The sequence below is a fragment of the Gemmatimonas aurantiaca genome (assembly GCF_037190085.1).
Lineage (GTDB): Bacteria > Gemmatimonadota > Gemmatimonadetes > Gemmatimonadales > Gemmatimonadaceae > Gemmatimonas > Gemmatimonas aurantiaca_A.
This window is the reverse complement of record NZ_JBBCJO010000005.1, coordinates 682073-700407: the sequence shown is the minus strand read 5'-3', so window position 1 is coordinate 700407 and position 18335 is coordinate 682073. Positions and strand designations below refer to the sequence as shown.

Here is an 18335-nt window from a genome sequence, read left to right as displayed (position 1 = left end):
GAATACCTTCAGACCGGCACTCACCGGAAGGATTGTGCATCGTGACCAGGCATACTGTCGCGCTGAAACGGGCGTATGACCCACCGTCGCCGGAAGACGGCAAACGGGTGCTCGTCGATCGTCTCTGGCCGCGCGGGGTCAGCAAGGCCGAGGCGCACATCGACCTCTGGCTCAAGGACGTGGCGCCGTCGACGGATCTGCGGACGTGGTTTGCGCACGACCCGGCCAAATGGGGCGAATTCGAGCGACGGTACCGGGCGGAACTCGCCAAGAATCCCGCGCTCGAGGAATTGCGTGAACTGGTCGCGACACACAGCGTGACACTGGTGTACGGGGCAAAGGACACGGAGCACAATCAAGCCGTGGTGCTGCAGCGCCTCCTCACCGCATGAATCCGCTCGTTCGCCGCTATCTCCGTACCGCGATCGCCTTTCTCATCATCGGCCTCGGGATCGGCATCTGGATGATGTATGCGCGTGAATTCGGCGCGTTTCAGCCGCCACGCGTGCGCAGCGCGCACACGCACGCGCTGCTGGTGGGTTTCGTGATGCTCATGATCACCGGCGTGGCGCTGTGGATGTTTCCGCGGCCGCGGCAGGACGATCAGGTCTACCGTCCTGGACTCGCCTCAGCCGCCTGGTGGGCCATTGCGCTCGGCACCGGCACACGTGTGCTGTTGGAACTGGTATTGCCCGCCAACGCGCCGGTGATGTGGCGCGGCCTGCTGGTGGCCGCGGGCGTGGTGCAGGCGCTGGGGATGGTGCTCTTTTTCGGCACGATGTGGACGCGCATCCGTTCCTCGGGCGCGGCGAGCGAACGACGCACGTGAAAGTCCGTACCGGACGGCAGCACGCGGGAAGGGGAGGGAGCACGCCCGGCCCGGGCCACCCGCGTGCGCACCGCGGTTACACGCGGGTGTCGATACCGGTGGTCCTGCCCTGAGCCCGCTGCATGATCTGCAGCGCCGATTCGAGGCGTGCGGCTGCCTGGTCGTCGTGCCGCCAGTATGCGCCTTCGATACCAGCCCGCGTCAGCGCGAGAAAATCCACCCGATCCTCACGCATCGCCCGTTCGGCGGCAGCAAAGTCGCCGTTCACCGGCAACGCGATGGTCATGCCCACGAACGGCGTGCTCTCGTCCAGGGTCATCTGACCGCTGCGGATCTGGGCATTGACCCACTCCCGCAGATCCTGCCGCGTCATGTCGGTGAAATCGGCGCGCCGCAAGTCGCCCGATGATACAGATGACACATCGGGCGTACTGGTGGCGGCGGACGCCAGCGCACTCGCGAACGAGGCATCGCGGGTGGTGGTGGTCGCATTGTATGCCGACAAGCGGGTGGCGTAGGGGAAGGTGTTTCCCGAATTGATCTTCATGAGGGCCTCGGTCCGGGCTGAAGGGTCCGACAACGTCAATGCAAGGTGCAGACCAATCGAAGGTACGAGGTCCAGCCCGATATTCCGGTGCGCTGGCACACACATTTTCGGCAGGTTGGCGATCTGTCGCACACCCGAGGGGGCAGGCGTGCGGTCATTCCTGCCCCTTGGCTACCGCACAGGCTTCCGCCCGTGCGGCAGTTCGTTCCCGCCTCAGATTCTGCGGAAGGGCCTGGTCAGTACGTGCCGAGCGCCGTGCGCGCAGCCGACGGCGGAGGCGCACAGGGATCATGATCCCACAGGAGATCCAGGGCGGAGGGGGGCTGTTCGACGATCACGGGAGACGGCCGGGTACGTGTGGCCGACAGGACCGTGCGCAGTGGCTGCTCCGAAAGCCCCGAGATGGCGTCGACATGGATGGCGCGTCCGGCACTGCCACGATCGGCCGGCGTGTGCACCGTGTAGTGCACCCGCGTCCCCCTTCGTTCGAGGTGAGCAAACTGTCCGGGTTCCCGCATGTCGGTGCCGCGGAAGTAGTAGTCCAGGCCATCGTCGCCACGAATGAACCCGTATCCATGCTCGTGCACTTTGATCACGAGACCGGTGGGCAGCGTCCCGGCGTCTTCCGGCACCGGCTCGGCAGCGATATCGAGTCCGGTCACTGCCGCCCCGACATCTCCGCCTGAAACGGCTGCATCGGCATCCTGGTCGGCGGTCTCCGACAAGGGCAACGGCGCGGAGAGAGGTGCGGACAGAGGCACAGCGCCTGATGCCTGCTCGGCACGAACGGCTGGCGGCGCGGCGCCCGGCACGATGTGCAAGGCGGGGCGCGCCGATGGTGAGACCAGCTGCGGCCAGAGCTCATCGAGCCACAGCGTATCGAAATCCCGGACGTGTGCAGTGTCGTTCGCGTCGCTGAATTCCCGGGCACAACTGCCGTGGGCACTCAGAATGGCCACTCGCTTGCCGAGTCGACGCACCGCCTGCAGCGCGGGAACAAAATCACGATCCCCACACACCACGATGGCGATGTCGTAGGCCGACAACGCCGCCATCTCGAGGAGCGCGGTGGCCATCCCTACATCGACCGCCTTCTCGCGCGGCTCGAATGGCGAGTCCGGCACGTGCGGCCCACGGCGCACCCGTCCACCGCGATAGTCCGTCTCGAACCGGTACACTTCATATCGGTGATGCCGGCGAAGGGCGTCGAAAAAATCGCTGCGGCGCTGCACGGCGTCGCCATCGATCGGATCGAAGTTGGTGGCGATCGATGCGAAATAGTGTGTACGGACCACATCGAGACTGGTGCCGGGTTCCATCTGCGCCGCCACCTGCGCGGCGCACAGCCGAGGCAGCACCCCGAAATCCAGCGGTCCGCCGGTCCGCCCCAGCAGCCCGCGCTGGTCGGCCATGCGGTTGGAGGTGACCGCCAGCCACGTTCCATCGATGAACAGCATTGCTCTGGTCGACATCGAATTCCTCTGCCTCTCCTCCAATAGGGTATCGCAGCATCGCTCTCACTGAATGCGCTGCAGGGCCAGCTTCACGGCGGCATAGGCGTCGACGATGCCGCCGCTGGCGGACAGATCGCTGAACGGAACGCGCTGACCATCACCACCGGGCTTGTCCACCAGTTGTCCCGGGAATGTCCGCACCGATTGCAGGAGAATCTCCTTCACCTGCAAGGCCGTGAGCGATGGGAAGTGCGCCATCAGCAACGCGGCCACACCCGATACCACCGGGGCGGCCATGCTGGTTCCGCTCTCCCGTTTCACATCGCCGCCAGGCACCGTCGACAGGATGTCCTCGCCCGGCGCGAACAGATCGACGCGGGACTTGCCGTAGTTGGAGAAACCGGCGGCCAGTTTGTTCCGACCTTTCCAGGAACTCGCGCCCACTTCGATCCAGGTCGGAATGCGCGCGCCGGCGAGATCGACACTGGTGGGGAACGAGGGACTCACATCGTTGTTCTCGGCGTCGTTGCCCGCCGCATGCACCAGCAGGACGCCCTTGCCGGCGGCGTAACGCATGGCGCTGTCCACGGCGGCCTTCTGGGGCGACCACGATTTGCCGAAGCTCATGTTGATGATCTGCGCCCCATTGTCCACGGCATACCGCACCGCGCGCGCGATATCGGCATCCCGCTCGTCACCATCGGGCACGGCGCGCACGGTCATCAGACGCACACCGGGCGCGATGCCCTGCACGGGATTGCCCGCCCCTCGCACGGCGCCGATGATGCCCGCGACATGCGTGCCGTGTTTGGCATCGGGACCCATGACATCACGCGAGCCGGCCGCACCGGCAGGCGCGTGAGGATTGAACAGGGTGTCGAGTCCGTACTTCGCCTGGGATTCATAGGCTTCCTTGGCCTCGGCGATCGCGGCGGCATCGAGACCGTTGTCGGCCAGTTGCAGCCAGATGCTCCGGGCCTGTTCCTGCATGGCGTTGGCCGGCTTGATGGCTTCCACGCGTGCGCGTGTGAGCATCCCGGCACCCGCCACCTCGCCGAGGATGGCGTTCACCTGCGTCAGCGTCCGCTCGATGTTCCGGATCTGCGTGAGGGTGCCGTTCACCTTCTGCGACTGTTCGCGATACGCGGTGCGCACCGAATCGCAGCGCGCGGCCGCCGGTCGTTGCAGACCGACACCCGCCGGTCGTCCAGCGCACGCCGCGTACAGTCGTGTCACCTCGAAGGTGTCATGGTGCACGGGTGCCCCATCGGCCGTGACCGGAAAATTCCATCCGAACACATCGTCGACAAAACCGTTGTTGTCGTCGTCGCGGCCATTGCCGGCCACTTCCCGCTCGTTCTTCCAGAGCACCGGGGCGAGGTAACGATGTACGGTGTCCACGCCGCCGTCGATCACGGCCACGACGACGGTGCGCTGCGGGGTGCGGCCGGCGAGCAGTTCGCGCAAGGCACGTTCCGAACCCACGCCGATCACCCCGTCCGTCTCCGCGTCGAGGCGGTGCCAATCGGCACGGGCAGTGTCCGCCTGCGCCGCGGCCGGTGGTTCGGGTGTCACGGTGACGGGCGGCTGCACCACGGGCTGCGTGGGCTGCCCACTCGGCGCCGGACGCGGTGCGGGGGACGTGGAGGTGGCAGAGCGGGCGCATGCGCTCAGCGAAGCGCTGAGCACGATGGCCGCGATGATGGCACGGGACATCGGCATGGGATGCAAAGGATGGTCCCGGGACGAGGTCCGCGGGAGAAGGCTCCCATGGGCTGGGAGCCACCGACTGACTATTCAGGGACGATAGCCATGGACACTGCCGGTGGCGAATCCCGTGGCGCATGCCGGGACGAATCCCGCGGCGTCAGAGCCCGTCGGGGGCCACGCAGGACAACTCCGCGCGCGGCAAGGTGGCCACTCCGTTCCAGGGAGGCGCCGGCCGCGAGCCCGCGGCTTCGATGTCGGGCGGCGGCGCCGAGAACGCGTATCGCACGATCTGCTGCAGTTCGATGGGGTGCCGGAGATTGCGTCCCGAGCCTTTGAGCCAGCTCACCGCACACACGTTGTCCACGAGCGACACGCCGGGGGCGATTTCGAGGAAGCGCGTGGTCACCTGCACGCCGCGAATGGAGCGCAGGGACCGGGGTAGGCGGTCGGGACGACTCATCTCGACCTCCATGCGACGCAGTTGCGCCGTGGCGCTGTCGAGATAGAACGCGCCGTGCACATCCGGTGACGAGAGGCGGTCGGCGGCCCGGACATCGAGACGGAACCAGGTCTCGTCCCCGTGCACCGAGGCCCCCGCATACCGGAAACAGTGGTTCTTCGCAAAGGCTTCGTCGGCGAGATCGAGCAGTGAGGGCAGCGACATCGAGTAGTCGGTGCCACCCGGTCGCCGTTCCGATTTCACCACACGACCCGGCTGGTAGTCCCCCTGCGGCACGCCGGTCCCCTGCATGCTCTCCACTTCCTGAATGACAAACTCCTGATCGCGCAGCACACCCAGCGCGCGCGTCCGCACGAAGGTGAAGGGATACTGCTTCACGAGCAGCCGATACCGATCGGCGTTTTCACGGAGCAGGCCCACGAGTTGGGCGACTTCGGGGAACCGCGCGCTGTCGGGAATGCCCGGATTCCTGCAGGGTTCGGCGGGGCGCACGGTCATTTGCGACAGCCGGACGGGCACCTGCGCGAGGCGCACGTCGAGTGCGGTGCTCTGCGCCGGCAGGATGGTGACGGTGCGCCGTTCGGGGACGAAGCCCAGTCGGCGGACGATCACCTCGTGCGTGCCCGCCGCGATGTTGCCGATGAGAAACTGCCCATTGGCCCCCGAGAACCGTTCGATCGAGAGGGCAGGGATCGTGATGACGGCGTAGGGCAGCGGCACGTCGGTGGGGGCGGCGCGGACGGTGCCCTGCAGCGTGCCCTGCAGAATGCCCTGTGATGCACCCTGCTGTGCACTCAGGATGCTGGTAGCGCTGGCGACGCTGGCGAGGCACAGGAGAGGGCAGAGGATCGCGCGGATCATGGGGACATTTCTACTGGTTTCCCAGTAATTGCGCCAGTCCCGGGATCCTCGACGGTCAATTCGCGGCAATTCTGGGACGGGTGGCGTTGCCGAGCTTGCGTTCCGGCCGTCCGAATGCAGAGATAGTGGGATAGAGGATCAACAGGAAAAAATCGTGGCGGATGGTGACCCGGGCGCCGCGACCGGTGTTGTTGTCGCAGACTTTGCGACCTGGAGGATGGCATGCGCACGCGTCTGGTACGGCGTCACGTCAGGCGTCATGTGAAACTGACTCTGCTCGAGTCCGCGCGTCGTATCACGTCGTGGTTGCTGCAACCCTGGCAACTGGCGGGCGTGGCATCGATCGCCGGCCTGGTGGGCCTGACTGCGGTGCTGACCGCGGTGCCCACGGTATTGCCTCCGCCTGCCGTCGATGCGCTGGCACGGTTCATCGCGCCCCCCAAGGAGAGCGCGCCGGCGCCGTCCACCGAGCGATTGAGCTATGTGGGACTGGGCCAGCAATCGATCCAGTCGGTTGGCGAATTCAAGGTGCCCGAGCCCGATGGCTCGGTGCCCGTGGCCGCGAGTATGGGTGGAGAGGCCGGGTTCGAGGAAGAGCCGGCGCCCGAAGTGATTTCCGAGCGGCCGCTCACTGAAATCGAAGTCGATTCGGCGGCCGCGCTCGATCCCAGCGCGGCGGGTCCGGACTATCCCGTGCGGATGCTCGAGAAGAACATCGAGGGACTGGTGCTGGCGCAGTTCGTGGTCGACAGCCTGGGGCGCGCCGACACCACCACGTTCAAGCTGTTGGAGCCGGCCGAGCCCGATTTCGTGATGGCCGTGAAGACCGCGCTGCCGCGCATGAAATACCGGCCGGCCTCGCTGGGTGGGCGCAGCGTTTCCCAGCTCGTGCAGCAGCCGTTCGGTTTCCGGATCCGCCCACCCGGCGGGGATTGACGCGGCACTGACCATCTGCCGGCATCGGCAGCCGTCTCACGCGATCGTGTACAGCGGGAGATATTGGGAACGCTTGGCGTTCCCGTCCGTTCTCTCTCCGTTGGAGCTTTCGCGTGGATACTCCTCTCGATGTGCTGGCGCAGGCCGAAGCCGAACTTGCGGCGATGGACTATGACGAGACCACGACCGGTCTCGATCGCCGTCAGTTCATGTTCCGGTCACTGGTCGCGGCTGCGGCCAGTGCCTTCGGTGCGCCTGCCGTCGCAGCGGCCGAGGGCCGCGGTGCGCTCGCCGATGTGAGTGCGTTCTGGGCCGGGTTCCAGCCGCCGGTGCAGCAACAGCCGCCCGTGCCGCTTGGCAATGGGGAGGCGCCGGCCCTGCAGTTCATGCCGTATCCCGAGGGGACCGGGGCGCTGATGGAGAAGCTGGTCCGGCAGCGCGGTGCGGCGGTGTTCAATCGCGCGACGTTCCCGGTGGAGCGCTGGGTGGGCACGGTCCCGACCAGCCCCGAGGATCTCGCATTCCTGCCGGCCCATCGCATCTCCGCGCTCATCAAGGCGCGGCGCATCACGTCGCGGCAGATCACCGACATCTATCTCGAACGCCTGAAGCGTCTCAATCCGCAGCTCAATTGCGTGGTGACGCTGATGGAGACCTCGGCGCGCGCCGAGGCCGACGCGATGGATGCCGAACTCAAAGCCGGCAAGGATCGTGGCCCGCTGCACGGTGTGCCGTACGGCATCAAGGATCTCTTCGCGACGAAGGGCGTGCCCACATCGTGGGGATCGCCGGACTTCAAGGACCAGGTGTTCGACTACGACGCGGAGATCGTCACGCGTCTGCGCAACGCCGGCGCGGTGTTGCTCGCCAAGTTGTCCACGGGCCTCTACGCGCAGAACGACTGGTGGTATGGCGGTCGCACCAACAATCCGTGGAACCTCAACATCGGCGCGAGCGGCTCGTCGGCGGGCCCCGGTTCGGCGACGGCCGCGGGCTGCGTGGCCTTTGCGATCGGCACCGAGACACAGGGGTCGATCGTGTCGCCTTCCATCCGCAATGGACTGAGCGCACTGCGCCCTACGTATGGTCGCGTGAGCCGCTATGGCGGCATGGTGCTGTCGTGGTCACAGGACCGCGTGGGACCGATGTGCCGCACGGCGGAGGACTGTGCGATGGTGTTCAACGTGCTGCATGGAGTCGATCCGAAGGATTCATCGACGGTGACCACGCCGTTCAATTTCGATCGCACCATCAAGCTGTCGACGTTGCGCATCGGTGTGGACCCGGCCGCGCCGAAGGAACTGGTGGATCAGCTCAAGGCGCTGGGGATGGTGCCGCGTGAGATCGGGGCGCGTCCAACGGTCGCCGGCATGCAGGGCGGGGGACTCAATGTGGAGTATGCGGCGGCGTTCGATTTCTTCGTGCAGCGCAAGGCGAAGGAGTTCGGTCTCGATCTCGACACGCTGCCCGCGCGCACGTCCAACAACGCGCCTTTCGGCAATACGCCACCGGCCCGGCCGGCGGGGATCGCTCCCGATGCTCCCAACCCGATGGCGGCGGCGGACTGGAATCCGCGCTTCGTAGGCGGACGCACCACGCGCGGTTTCGAGTTCGTGCAGAATCAGCGGCGGCGTCTGTTGCTGGTGCAGGCATGGGGGGCGTTCATGAAGGATCTCGATGGATTCATCGGTGCCCCGCAGGCCGACGTCGCTCCCAACGCGCAGACGGGGCATCCGTGTGCGGTGCTGCCGTACAAGTTCGATGTGCCCAGCTTCGGTGGACCCGGTGGTCCTGGCGGCGCCAACGCCAACAACGCACCGCCGCCGACGTATCAGCCGCAGCCCATCTGCGCGGTGATCACGGGCAATCTGTACAACGACGACATCATCCTCTCGGTGGCGCACCAGTTCCAGAAGGCCACCGACTTCCATCGCCGCCGGCCCGCACTCGGCTGACCGGTTCCGTCGATCACTTCGCCCTCACGGGACGACATGTACGATTCGTATATGCCCGCCACGGTGCCGGATGCGCACCGTGAGCGGGTGGTGCAGTTGCTGTCCACGGCATTCGCCAACGATCGGTTGACGATGGAGCAGCTCGACGATCGGCTCGCCTCGGTGTACCGGGCGCAGTCGATCGCGGAGCTGGAACTGTTGCTGGTGGACCCTGCCGATCCCACGCGTTCGCTGGCGATGGAGGCGGGCGCCACGCGGGTCGCGTCGCCCGGCGTGGTGCCCGCGCGCGGCGTCGCGATGGCGATCATGGGCGGCTTTCAGCGCCAGGGGCCGTGGGTCGTTCCGCGTCACCTGCGTGTCATGGCCGTGCTGGGTGGTGGAGAACTCGATCTGCGCGAGGCGCGCCTGGGCCCCGGCATCACGGAGATCGAGATTTTTTCGCTCTGGGGCGGGGTGGAGATCATCGTCCCCGATGGGGTGCGCGTAGACATCGTGGGCATGGCGTTCATGGGTGGCTTCAGTGTGCGTGGTGGCGGTGTCACCGATGATCCGAATGCCCCGGTGTTGCGGGTGAGTGGACTGGCCATCATGGCCGGTGTCGACGTCCGTCGAAAGGATCGTGGTCGCAAGGGTGAGAAGCGCTATCGGCAGGCGCTCGAGCGTGCGGAACGTATCCGGAAGCGTGACGGGCGCTGACGTCCTACCACGCCTCTCCACGTCTCCACCGCCGCGCTTCGTTCCCCTCCTTCCCCCTTCCCGTTCCCTCCCCGATGGCCACTCCTTCGCTACCCAGTCGTCATACCACATCCGGTCCTGAACGCGCACCCCATCGGGCCTTCTACTACGCGATGGGACTGACCGCCGAGGAGATCGCGCGGCCGCTGGTGGGAGTGGTATCGAGCTGGAACGAAGCGGCGCCGTGCAACATCGCCCTCAAGCGACAGGCTGAAGTGGCGAAGCGCGGCGTGATTGCCGGCGGTGGCACGCCGCGTGAGTTCACCACCATCACCGTGACCGACGGCATCGCCATGGGGCATGCGGGCATGAAGGCCTCACTGGTGAGTCGCGAGATCATTGCCGATTCGGTGGAGCTCACCGTGCGCGGGCATTGTTACGACGCGCTGGTGGGCATCGCGGGGTGCGACAAATCGCTGCCCGGTCTCATGCTGGCGATGGTGCGTCTCGATGTGCCGTCGGTGTTTCTCTTCGGCGGTTCGATCATGCCCGGGCGCTACAAAGAGCGCGATGTGACGGTGCTCGATGTGTTCGAAGCGGTGGGCGCCTATGCGGCGGGCGGCATCTCCATCGACGAGCTCACCGCGCTGGAGAAGGTCGCATGTCCCGGTGCCGGCGCGTGCGGTGGACAGTACACGGCCAACAGCATGGCCTATGTCTCCGAAGCCATCGGTCTCGCATTGCCGGGATCGGCCAGCCCGCCGGCCACCTACGAATCGCGCGATGCGTTTGCCGAGCGGGCGGGAATGGTGGTGATGGATCTGCTGCGCAGCGGCTTGCGGCCCCGGCAGATCGTGACGCGCAAGGCGCTGGAGAATGCCGCGGCTGTGGTGGCAGCCACGGGAGGATCGACCAATGCCACGCTGCATCTGCCGGCGCTGGCGCACGAGGCCGGCATCACGTTCGATCTCTTCGATGTCGCGGAGGTCTTCAAGCGCACGCCCCTCATCGCCGATCTCAAGCCGGGCGGCAAGTATCTCGCGAAGGACGTGCACGATATCGGCGGGGTGAGCGTCGTGCTCAAGTCGTTGCTCGATGGTGGATTCCTGCACGGCGACTGCATCACCGTCACGGGGCGGACGCTGGCCGAGAATCTGGCCGAGGTGGAGATCCCGACCGGGCAGAAGGTGGTGATGCCGGTATCGCAGGCAATCTCGCCCACGGGCGGCCTGGTGGGTTTGCAGGGCAACCTCGCGCCCGATGGCGCCGTGGTGAAAGTGGCGGGTCTCAAGCATCTGCAACACAGCGGGCCGGCCCGGGTCTTCGACAGCGAAGAGGCCTGTTTCTCGGCCGTGATGGAACGTCGTTATGAGGCCGGTGACGTACTGGTGATCCGTTATGAAGGACCGACCGGTGGTCCGGGGATGCGCGAGATGCTGTCCACCACCTCGGCGATCTACGGACAGGGGATGGGAGAGACGGTGGCTCTCATCACCGACGGACGGTTCTCGGGTGCCACGCGCGGGTTGTGCATCGGACATGTCGGTCCCGAGGCCGCGGTGGGTGGCACGATCGGTCTCTTGCGTGATGGTGACATCATCGACATCGATGCCGGAGCGGGGACGTTGTCGGTGCGACTCAGCGACGAAGAACTCGCGGCCCGTCGCGCCGCCTGGACACCACGTACGAACGACTTCCAGAGTGGTGCCTTGTGGCGCTACATGCAGACGGTGGGACCGGCGCGGTATGGCGCGGTGGTGCATCCCGGCGGTCAGGCGGAAACGCACGTGTACGCGGATACCTGATCACAAACGGCGATGCGGTGATGGCCCACGTGTCGAAGCGGTCCGGTTGCCTGATAGGCGCGTGGTGTGTTTTGCTGCTGGGGCTTGGCGCACCGTTCGGTCGTGTGATGGCACAGTCGGTGGCCGGTACTGTCGTTGCCGAGAGGGATGGGAAGGGGATAGCGGGAGCGGTCGCCCTGCTGATTGCCGAGTCGTCCGGACAGGTGGTGGCTCGGGCGAGAACGTCGGCTGACGGACGCTTTCTGCTGCGCGCCCCCGGCAACGGGCGGTACTTGGTGCGTGTGCTGCAGATCGGTCAGCAACCACACGTCGTCGACGCTTTCACGCTGGAGGCGATGGAGCACCGCGTGCTTCGCATTGCCTTGCCCGCACGACCGGTGCGCTGGCGCGTTTCGATGTGCGTGCGGATGGCGTCTGTCGACGGGAACCGGACAGTCGCACGCTGGCCGGACAATTGCTTGGCGATGCCCGCACCGCATTTCTGTCGAGTGTCTCCTCCACGGCGGATGGCGAGCGGCAGGCGACATATCGGTTCTTCCGCTATGACCGCGACCGCAGTGGGCAGCTGGAAGGGGACTCGACCTCGGAGCTTCGGAAACGTCAAACCGCCAGGCCGTTTGCCAGCCTGAGTCCTGATTCGATCGCGAAGGTGGGCTACGTTGTCGACGAAGGGGACAGCATCACGTACCGCGGGCCCGACGCAGAAGTGCTGCTGTCGGAGTCGTTTGCCCGAAGTCACTGCTTTCACGTGGTCGAGGGCGCGGGCTCCCGGTCGGGAATGCTGGGGGTGGCGTTCCGGCCGGTGAATCGGCCTGCGGGCGTGGTGGACATCAGCGGGACGATCTGGATGGACCCCGGCAATCTCCGGGTCAACGATGTTGAATTCGTCTTCGATCCGGCGTCGCGCGAAGAGCGCCAGATGGGCGTTGGTGGCGTGGTGCGGTTTGCGAGCACGGCGGACGGTATATGGCTCGTGAGGGAATGGGAGCTGCGCATGCCGCGCGTCCGGATCCGCCGCACGGCTCCTGTCCTCTCTGGAAGGCCGGCACCGGCACGCATCGTTCGCGACCTGATCGGCACGCAGGTCTTCGGCGGCGTGGTCATGCAAGTGGCGGGTCGGGAGGTGCTCTTTGCCGATACCGCTCAACTGGCCGGTGAAGCGAACCGGGGCAGGTTGGCCACGAGGGAGAGCGCGGCAAACAGACGCACCGTGCGACACCCGGTGTGTGGACCGATATCGGGACCGCAGGTCGATCTGAGTGTGCAGATGGTCGGCGTCGTGGAAGGTCGTTTGCTCGACGCGGAAGGAACGGCGCTGGCCGATGTGCTGATCCGCGCCGAATGGCGATCGGATTTCCGACTGGGTACCGACGACCGGCTCACCTTCCGGAATCGCGCGCGCGAGGCGAGGACGCAGGGTGATGGCCGGTTCGTACTGTGCGAGCTGCCGTACGACACACCGGTCATGATTCGCGCCGTCGGCGACGGCGATCGAACCATGACGCAGCGTACGGTCCGACTCGCTGATATGCATCCCGTGGACACGCTCGTCATGACCACACCCAGGTTACCGGGGAATCCGCTCCGATAGGGCCTTCCGCATCTGCGCCTGAAAGCGCGCTTTCTGTGTCTCATCGAACCAGGGGACCCGGTTGGACCAGGTGAGCGCACTTTCGATGGCCTTGCGGGCGCCGGTCTGATCACCGGCGGCGTCGAGCGCGTCGATGAGCAACGTGTGCGAGAGCATCGTGTCGGGGTGACGTTCCACGAGTTGCCTGGCGCTGGCCACCGCACGTTCACCATTGCGATGCCAGAGCCAGGCGCGCACGACGCGGGCGTATTCCGTGGCCATCGCATCGAGACTGGCGCCCCGTGGCATGCCGAACGCACGATCGCGTGCGGCAATGCTACGCGCGAGCAGGCGGTCGGCATCGCCGAGTCGACGCGACAGGCTGTCGTCGATGGCTGCGGGAAACAACCAGGCGCTGTCGCTGAAGATGAAGCGCAGTCCCAGGGGGATGGTGATCAGTGGCGCGCCGGTGTGATCGAGTCCCGGCGCGTCGATGCGCGTGATGTGCCAGTGCGGCGGTATCGAGTCGCGCAGCGCCGCGATCAGGCGTTCGACATTGGCGAGCGCACGGGGTTCGCGGGTGCCGGCCGACAAGGCCAGAAAGCGATGCGCGGTCGCGGTGTCTTCACGAACACAGCGGACCACGGCGGAGGCGAGTGAATCCGCGAGCGAGGGGCTGATGGCGATGATGGCCGGGAAGTCCCGCGGCGCGCGGCACAGTGCGCCCAGGGCAAACCGTCCGCCCAGTGAATGCCCGATCAGCGTGCGGAAGGGCACCGTGCGATAGTCCCTGTCGATGCGCGGCAGCAGCTCATCCGTGAGAAAGTGCAGAAACGCGTCCTGTCGCCGGACGAGATCGTCGGCGCGGTCGCCCTGTTCCACGGCCACGACGATCTGCGGTCGCATGGCGATGGGATGCTGCTCGCCGGTGAGATCGTAGGCGGCGGACGCGAGCGTGATGTCGTTGAATGCCCGGACCTGTCCATCGAGCAGTACGACGACCGGATAGCGCTGATGCGCGAGGGCGTAGCCTTCGGGCAGGTGCACGTGCACGAGACGTGTCTCGCCCAGCGCCCCCGAGGAGATCTTCAGGATGCGGGAGGAGGGCGCGGTCGACTGTGCCACGAGGGGGGCCGGGGCCGTCGACAGCGCGAGCAGGGCTACGACCGGAACCATCGTCAGCAGCCGGAGTGACTTCACGGGAGGGCCGCGGGTTGTGGGTGAAGGAGGGTGGAAAGAGAATAATGTTTCATGATGTTTCCCGTACCGGAGGCGAGCTGATGACCCGACCCCCCCTGTCCCGCGCAGCAGCCTGGGGCACTCTGCTGTGTGCGGCTGCGCTGGCTGGCGCCACGACCGTGTCGGCGCAGGGCAAGCGTCCGATGTCCTGGGTGGATGCCCAGTATCTCCGGAGTGTGGGGGGCGCCGAGGTGTCCCCGGATGGTCGGCAGGTGTTGTACACCCTGTCCACACCAGACTGGAAAGAGGCGACCAGCCAGAGTGACATCTACCTGGTGGAAACCGACCGGGGCGTGGCGAGCACGAAGCAGCTCACGTTCACGACAGCGAAGAATGAATCGCAGCCGCGCTGGGCACCGGCGGGTGGCTGGTTCGTCTTCCTGTCCAATCGGGAAGCGCCCACGGGACAGGCCAGTCAGCAGCAGCTCTTCCTCATGCGGGCCGACGGCGGCGAGGCGCGTCGTATCACCAATGCCCGCGATGGCGTGTCCACGTTCGAGTTCACGCGTGACGGGCAGTGGCTGATCTATCGCAGCGGCAAGAGCAACGAGGAGCAGCTGTATGCGCTGGCCGTGGCTTCGCTCGCCGGGGGCGCACCGCTCGATTCACTCTCGCCCACGCCGCTCACGAAACACGCCACGGGTGTCGGCACCTGGCGCATCGCGCCGGACTCGCGCCGCATCTACTTCAGCACGGCCGACAGCGTCGATGCCGATGACAAGGCGCGCCGCGACAAGAAGTTCACGGTGGACGTGCGCAATGCGGAGATGCCGGTGGCCTCACTCTGGGCCTTCGATCTGGCCTCCCGTTCGGAAACCCGGCTGACAAAAGACCCGAATCTCGCGGTCACGGGTTTCACCGTGTCTCCCGACGGACGATGGATCGGTTTCAACGCCACACCGAACGACCGCTACAAACGGAACGTCACCGAAGAAGGCATCTACGCCGATGTGTACCTGCTCGACACGCAGGACAACAGCGTCGAACGTCTGACCAACAACGAAGAGAACGCCGAGAGCGCACTGAGCTTCTCGCCCGACTCGAAGACGATCGCGTTTTCGGCGTCGGACGACATGACGCGGTTCAACATGAAGAACCGTCGGGTCTATCTCCGCGACGTGAGCGCCAGGGGACAGCCGTTCCGCAAGATCGGCGATTACGACGGCGATCATGCGGTGAACTTCTGGGCCCCCGATGGACGCACGATCTATTTCAGCACGGGCGCCAAGGCGACGTCGCAGCTCTTCGCGCTCGACGTGGCTTCGGGGAAGACCACGCAGCTCACGAATGTGGATGGCGTACTCAATGTGTCGTTCGACGAAGACAGCAAGCGGTACCTGCTCAACTATCAGGATCCCACCACGCCGCCCGCGCTGTTCACCGTGGCCTCGCTCGATGCGGTCAGGAACCGTGCGTCGTGGGTGCAGCTCACGGACGCGAATCCGTGGGTGCATGAGCAGATCGCGCTGGGCGAGACCAGCGAGATCACCTGGACGTCGAAGGATGGGAAGAAGGTCGGCGGTGTGCTCATCAAGCCGGTGGGATACCAGGCGGGCAAGAAGTATCCGCTGCTCGTGGCTATCCACGGCGGGCCGGCCGCAGCCGATCTGCTGAGCTTCAATGGAGGATATGGCGCGCAGACGTACGCCGGCGCCGGCTGGGTGGTGCTGATGCCCAACTACCGGGGCTCCACCAATTACGGCGAGGCGCACAAGGTCGGCATCGTGGGCAACTACTTCCCGCCGGGCTACAACGACATCATGACCGGTGTGGATGCGCTCATCGGACAGGGCCTGGTGGACAGCACCAGGATGGGGGTGCTCGGCTGGAGCGCCGGTGGGCACTGGAGCAATTGGATCCTGACCCACACCAATCGCTTCAAGGCCATCTCCAGCGGTGCAGGCACGTCGAACTGGATCTCGATGTACGCGCAGAGTGACATGCAGCGGAACCGGCAGCATTATCTGGGAGACAAGTTGCCGTACGACGACTTCGAGGCGTACTGGCGGCAGTCCCCGATCCGCTATATCCGCAACGCGAAGACCCCCACGATGATCCATGTCGTGGAAGGGGATCCCCGCGTACCGAGTCCGCAGAGTGTGGAACTGCATATGGGACTCAAGCGGGTCGGGGTGCCGACCGAGCTGTTCATGTATCCCGGAGCATCACACGGCATTCCGGATGCGCGGAACCGTCTGCTCAAGAGCACCGCGGAGATGGCATGGATGAACTATTGGGTGTTGGGGTCCGGCAAGAAGTTTTCCTGGCGCGATGTGCTGCAGACGCTCGAGGATCCCAAGTCCGAGCAGAAGGTCGAGATCAAGGGACCGTGAGCGCCGGCCTGGGCCGCAGGGTGTGTGCACTCTCCCGTGCGCGCGTCCTGCTGTTTGTCCTGACGTGCGTCCTGCCGTTCGTCGCCCCGCGGCCGGCCGGTGCGCAGCGTATCACGGGCACGGTCACCCGCGATGTCTCGGGATCGCCTGTCGCGGGCGCCGTGGTCCTGCTGCTGCAGGAGACGGGTGATTCCGTCTTCGCGCGCGGGGTGACGTCGGGCAGTGGGCGCTTTCTGCTGACGGCGCCGGTTCCCGGCACGTACCGGATTCGCGTCCTGCGCATCGGTCATCGCCCCATCGTGCAGGGACCATGGCCCGTTGGCGCCATGACGACCACCGATGTGAGCATCGTCGTGAGCGAGATGCCCGTGCAACTGGCGCAATTCGATGTGCGCGCCGAGTCGCGTTGCCGGAACAATCCCGGCCCTGCCACGCTGGCGGGGCAACTGCTGACTGAGGCCCGTACGGCCTTTCTGGCCAGCGTGTCGGCGCTTCCGGACGGTGAACCACGTGCTTCCTATCGATTGTACACGCGTCCCGAGGATCTGCGCGGGGAACCGGCTGGCGAAGAGCAGGGCAGCACGGTCACACGGGCCAGCGCCCGGCCCTTCATGAGCCTGTCCCCCGATTCGCTGGCCCGCGTGGGCTATGTGGTCCTCGAGGGCGACAGCGTGGTGTACCGCGCCCCCGATGCGGAAGTGCTGCTGTCGAGGCACTTCCTCGAGACCCATTGTTTCCAGGTGGTCGAAGGTGTGGGTGGCAACACCGGCGCGATGGGGATCGCGTTCAAGCCCATCGCGCGGAGACGTGGCGTGGTCGACATCCGCGGCACCATCTGGATGCGTCCCGATTCCGCGGTCCCGCGGGTGGTGGAATTCCAGTACGACCCGGTGAGCCGCGACGAGGAGAAGGCCGGCATCGGCGGGATGGTCGAATTTGCCACCACTTCGGCGGGCACCTGGTTCGTGCGTTCCTACGCCCTGCGCCTGCCGCGTCTGGTGCTCCATCGCCTCAACGCCGTGCTGGGCCGCCGGCCGGTGGCCGGGCGGGTGAGCCAGGAATTGGTCGGCATCGTGGTGAGTGGCGGTGATGTGCTCGACATGCGCGTGGGGAGACAGACGTTGTTCGTGGACAGCGCGGCATTGCGCTTCGCCGAGGCCGAGACGGAAGTGCAGGCCGCCCGTCAGGCAGCCATCCAGGCGTTCGGTGCCGGCACCGCAGCGCCGACCAGCACGGCCGCCGCCGCTGCCATGGCGCGCCTGACGGTCCGTGTGCGCGCGGCCAACGACAGTGTCGCGCGCGATGCCGAAGTGGCGCTCTTCACCCGCGGCACGGAAGTCGTGCGACGTACGGACGCTTTCGGCGCGGCGCGATTCGAGACGCTGCCGCCGGACACGGTCGAGCTGCAGGTGCGCCAGGTCGGGTTCGAGGCCGAGACCTATCTCCTGCTCCTGACGTCGGGAGAGAATGAGGTCTCTCTGCAGATGCGGGCGACGGGCACCGTGCTGGACAGGGTGCATACCGTGGCCGAGCGACCGGTGAGCGCGCGCGAGGCCGAGATCGACAGGCGCATTCGCGACGGCGTGCCCAACGACTTCGTGCGGCGCGAGTACATCGACAAGGTCAATCCGATCTCGTTGCTGCAGATGATCCGGCGCATGCGGGGCGTGTCGATCGGCACCACCGTGGAAGGCACGTACGTACCGATCTCCAGTCGCGGCAGTCGGCCCAGTCTGCTGGATCCCCTGCGGGAATGTGTTCTTCGCGTGATGCTGGACAATGTCCTCCTGCCGGAGAAGTACGATCTCGAAGCCATTCCCCCGATGGAGGTTTACGCGGTGGAATTGTTCGCACCCGGGCGCATTCCGCCGCAGTTTGCCGGCATGCGCAATGATCTCTGGTGCGGTCTCATCGCTGTCTGGACACGCTCGCACTGACGCGAGCCACCATCGGTCATTCCC

14 protein-coding genes are annotated in these 18335 nt (G+C 66.1%); 9 read left to right on the top strand and 5 right to left on the bottom strand.

Annotated elements, in window-relative coordinates:
• Window positions 1-41: 41 nt before the first annotated feature.
• Window positions 42-392, top strand: coding sequence for a DUF488 domain-containing protein (locus tag WG208_RS08810; RefSeq protein WP_337170969.1), 351 nt, complete (start codon window positions 42-44; stop codon window positions 390-392).
• Window positions 389-829 (top strand): cbb3-type cytochrome c oxidase subunit I, encoded by a 441-nt coding sequence (locus WG208_RS08805; protein ID WP_337170968.1) that lies wholly within the window; start codon window positions 389-391, stop codon window positions 827-829. The genes WG208_RS08810 and WG208_RS08805 overlap by 4 nt, the downstream gene beginning before the upstream one ends.
• A gap of 76 nt (window positions 830-905) precedes the next feature.
• Here the strand turns inward: WG208_RS08805 and WG208_RS08800 are convergent, their stop codons facing one another.
• From WG208_RS08800 to WG208_RS08785, 4 genes are all read right to left on the bottom strand, one after another.
• Complete coding sequence (locus WG208_RS08800) at window positions 906-1376, bottom strand: hypothetical protein (protein ID WP_337170967.1); 471 nt, start codon at window positions 1374-1376, stop codon at window positions 906-908.
• A gap of 236 nt (window positions 1377-1612) precedes the next feature.
• Window positions 1613-2848, bottom strand: coding sequence for an NYN domain-containing protein (locus tag WG208_RS08795; RefSeq protein ID WP_337170966.1), 1236 nt, complete (start codon window positions 2846-2848; stop codon window positions 1613-1615).
• A gap of 45 nt (window positions 2849-2893) precedes the next feature.
• Complete coding sequence (locus WG208_RS08790) at window positions 2894-4552, bottom strand: S8 family serine peptidase (protein ID WP_337170965.1); 1659 nt, start codon at window positions 4550-4552, stop codon at window positions 2894-2896.
• Window positions 4553-4697: 145 nt separating this feature from the next.
• Entirely contained in the window at window positions 4698-5861 is a 1164-nt protein-coding gene (locus WG208_RS08785; RefSeq protein ID WP_337170964.1) for a carboxypeptidase-like regulatory domain-containing protein, read from the bottom strand.
• Between the two features lie 222 nt (window positions 5862-6083).
• Between WG208_RS08785 and WG208_RS08780 the strand changes: the two genes are divergently transcribed.
• The 5 genes from WG208_RS08780 to WG208_RS08760 all read left to right on the top strand — a co-directional run bounded on the left by WG208_RS08780 (window position 6084) and on the right by WG208_RS08760 (window position 12823).
• Window positions 6084-6797 carry an energy transducer TonB gene (locus WG208_RS08780; protein ID WP_337170963.1) on the top strand — a complete coding sequence of 238 codons (714 nt, stop codon included), beginning with the start codon at window positions 6084-6086 and terminating at the stop codon, window positions 6795-6797.
• A gap of 113 nt (window positions 6798-6910) precedes the next feature.
• Window positions 6911-8752, top strand: a complete 1842-nt coding sequence (locus WG208_RS08775; RefSeq protein WP_337170962.1) for an amidase — start codon at window positions 6911-6913, stop codon at window positions 8750-8752.
• A 36-nt stretch (window positions 8753-8788) separates the two neighbouring features.
• Window positions 8789-9448: a DUF1707 domain-containing protein gene (locus WG208_RS08770; protein WP_337170961.1), complete on the top strand. Its 660-nt coding sequence runs from the start codon at window positions 8789-8791 to the stop codon at window positions 9446-9448.
• A 74-nt stretch (window positions 9449-9522) separates the two neighbouring features.
• A complete protein-coding gene (ilvD, locus tag WG208_RS08765) occupies window positions 9523-11232 on the top strand; it encodes a dihydroxy-acid dehydratase (protein ID WP_337170960.1) in 1710 nt (569 codons plus the stop codon).
• 397 nt (window positions 11233-11629) lie between these two features.
• The gene (locus WG208_RS08760) at window positions 11630-12823 is read left to right on the top strand and encodes a hypothetical protein (RefSeq protein ID WP_337170959.1); all 1194 of its coding nucleotides are present in this window, start codon (window positions 11630-11632) and stop codon (window positions 12821-12823) included.
• Here the strand turns inward: WG208_RS08760 and WG208_RS08755 are convergent.
• Window positions 12800-13978, bottom strand: a complete 1179-nt coding sequence (locus WG208_RS08755) for an alpha/beta hydrolase-fold protein (RefSeq protein WP_337170958.1) — start codon at window positions 13976-13978, stop codon at window positions 12800-12802. The two genes, WG208_RS08760 and WG208_RS08755, sit on opposite strands and share 24 nt — an antisense overlap.
• A 104-nt stretch (window positions 13979-14082) precedes the next feature.
• On the opposite strand from WG208_RS08755, the gene WG208_RS08750 reads away from it, so the two are divergent.
• Entirely contained in the window at window positions 14083-16374 is a 2292-nt protein-coding gene (locus tag WG208_RS08750) for a S9 family peptidase (protein ID WP_337170957.1), read from the top strand.
• A 20-nt stretch (window positions 16375-16394) separates the two neighbouring features.
• Window positions 16395-18311 carry a carboxypeptidase-like regulatory domain-containing protein gene (locus WG208_RS08745; protein ID WP_337170956.1) on the top strand — a complete coding sequence of 639 codons (1917 nt, stop codon included), beginning with the start codon at window positions 16395-16397 and terminating at the stop codon, window positions 18309-18311.
• The last annotated feature ends 24 nt before the right edge of the window (window positions 18312-18335 follow it).

What these genes read in the sequence shown, in the direction of transcription:
- WG208_RS08790 (WP_337170965.1), bottom strand. Translation starts at nt 4,552, where the DNA reads ATGCCGATGTCCCGTGCCATCATCGCGGCCATCGTGCTCAGCGCTTCG.
- WG208_RS08780 (WP_337170963.1), top strand. Translation starts at nt 6,084, where the DNA reads ATGCGCACGCGTCTGGTACGGCGTCACGTCAGGCGTCATGTGAAACTG.
- WG208_RS08785 (WP_337170964.1), bottom strand. Translation starts at nt 5,861, where the DNA reads ATGATCCGCGCGATCCTCTGCCCTCTCCTGTGCCTCGCCAGCGTCGCC.
- WG208_RS08800 (WP_337170967.1), bottom strand. Translation starts at nt 1,376, where the DNA reads ATGAAGATCAATTCGGGAAACACCTTCCCCTACGCCACCCGCTTGTCG.
- WG208_RS08750 (WP_337170957.1), top strand. Translation starts at nt 14,083, where the DNA reads ATGACCCGACCCCCCCTGTCCCGCGCAGCAGCCTGGGGCACTCTGCTG.
- ilvD (WP_337170960.1), top strand. Translation starts at nt 9,523, where the DNA reads ATGGCCACTCCTTCGCTACCCAGTCGTCATACCACATCCGGTCCTGAA.
- WG208_RS08770 (WP_337170961.1), top strand. Translation starts at nt 8,789, where the DNA reads ATGTACGATTCGTATATGCCCGCCACGGTGCCGGATGCGCACCGTGAG.
- WG208_RS08795 (WP_337170966.1), bottom strand. Translation starts at nt 2,848, where the DNA reads ATGTCGACCAGAGCAATGCTGTTCATCGATGGAACGTGGCTGGCGGTC.
- WG208_RS08805 (WP_337170968.1), top strand. Translation starts at nt 389, where the DNA reads ATGAATCCGCTCGTTCGCCGCTATCTCCGTACCGCGATCGCCTTTCTC.
- WG208_RS08755 (WP_337170958.1), bottom strand. Translation starts at nt 13,978, where the DNA reads ATGGTTCCGGTCGTAGCCCTGCTCGCGCTGTCGACGGCCCCGGCCCCC.